The following is a 1,634-nucleotide window of genomic DNA, read 5'->3' on the forward strand; positions in this document are numbered from 1 at the left end:
CGCTCGAAGCCCTCGGCGAGGCGCTCGGCATCTCCAAGGAGCGCGTCCGCCAGATCGAGGCACGCGCCATGGAAAAGCTCAAGATAGCGCTGGTGAAGCAAAACCCCGAGTTTCTGGCGACAGCCGCCTGAATCTTATTTGTCGGTGATGATCTTGACCTTGTCGCCGGCGGACACTGCTGCACCGGGCGACATCGCGTTGAGCACCCTGAACAGGTCCAGCTTGCGATCGACGCCGACCATCTGCGCGGCGAGCGACCCCATGGTCTGTCCGGGCCGCACCGTGACAACGCGGATATGCAGCGGCTTCAGCGCCGCTTTCTCGGTTGCGCTCAAGATACGGAAGGAGCCGCTGACCGAGCGCGCCACGGCATCCAGCGAGGTGCTGGCGGAAGGTGCTGCGGTCAACAGCCGGTAGACCTGACCGCCGGCGCGGATCACCGCGATGTCGAACTGCCAGCCCTCGGCGCTGGCATGCGCCGTCGCCGCCTCGTTGCCATTGATCGTTTCCTGGCGCACGCTGCTTTCGTCCAGACCGGCCACCCAGCCGCTGCGGATGTAGTCGGTCAGCGAGCGGCTCTTGTCGATCGAAACGCCGTCGAAGCGGATCGCTATGTCGCCTGGCCCGGTTGCCGTCACCGCCGCGGCCGAGTTGTCGATGATGAAGCCATCGGGCACCGAGAACGACACGCCGAGCCCTGGATGCATGAAGGTTTCGCCACGCACATAGCCCTCCTCCGGTGTGTCGCCGTAGAGCAGGCCGTCTATGCCGGCGAGGAAGGCGTCGCGGTCGCGCGTGCCGACGCCGGGCGCACCGAACTGGCGGGCATGACGCTGCGCCAGATCGATGCGTTGCGGCGTGTTGGGATGCGTCGCCAGGAAGTCGAGGCTGGCGTCGGGGGCGCCGCTGATAGAGCGGGAATCGGGGGAGGCCGACATGGACTGCAGGAAGCGGCCGGCGGCAAGGGGATCGAAGCCCGCCTCGCCGATCGACTTGATGCCGATGCCGTCGGCCTCAAGCTCCTGATTGCGCGAGAACTGGGCAAGCCGCAGCTTGCCGCGGATCAGTGCCGCCTTGGCGGTCGGGCTGTCGCCGAGCACATCCGAGACGACCTTGGTTGCAAACCCCTCCTCAGCCTCGAGCTGCTGGCGCTGCAAGCCGTGGTTTGCAGTGACGTGGCCCATCTCATGCGCGATGACCGCGGCGAGCTCGGCCGAATCGTTGGCCAGCGCCAACAGGCCGCGCGTGATGTAGAGATAGCCGCCCGGCAGCGCGAAAGCATTGACGTTGGGTGAATTGAGGATGGTGATGCGGTAGGTCTGGGTCGGATTGGCGGACACCACGGTCAGGCTGCCGACGACCTTGGCGACCATGCGCTCGAGCTTGGGATCGGAATACTCGCCGCCATAGGTGGCGAGGATGCGCGGGTGCTGCGCCTTAGCCATTTCGGCGAGCTTGCTGTTGGCGGCGACATTGTCGACCGTGATCGGTTTGTTGGAAGGCTGGAAGCCGGATTCCTGAACGTCCGGAGGCGTGAACATCTGGCAGCTTGCCAGCGCCATGGCAAAGCTGGCCAGCGCGAGGAAGCGCGCCAGCGGTTTCCTTCTCACTCTGTCGGTGCCGGTCGGTAGAAC

General features: G+C 65.6%; 2 protein-coding genes. One reads left to right on the forward strand and one right to left on the reverse strand.

Features of this window, described 5'->3' with window-relative positions; genetic code table 11:
- The coding region (locus EOA86_RS33730; protein ID WP_281035726.1) for a sigma factor-like helix-turn-helix DNA-binding protein at positions 1-131 on the forward strand (131 nt) is incomplete at its 5' end.
- A 3-nt stretch (positions 132-134) separates the two neighbouring features.
- Here EOA86_RS33730 and EOA86_RS33735 read toward each other — a convergent pair.
- Positions 135-1,610, reverse strand: a complete 1,476-nt coding sequence (locus tag EOA86_RS33735; RefSeq protein ID WP_245497460.1) for a M48 family metalloprotease — start codon at positions 1,608-1,610, stop codon at positions 135-137.
- Between the last annotated feature and the right edge of the window lie 24 nt (positions 1,611-1,634).

This window comes from Mesorhizobium sp. M5C.F.Ca.IN.020.32.2.1 (genome assembly GCF_004023105.1).
Lineage (GTDB): Bacteria > Pseudomonadota > Alphaproteobacteria > Rhizobiales > Rhizobiaceae > Mesorhizobium > Mesorhizobium wenxiniae.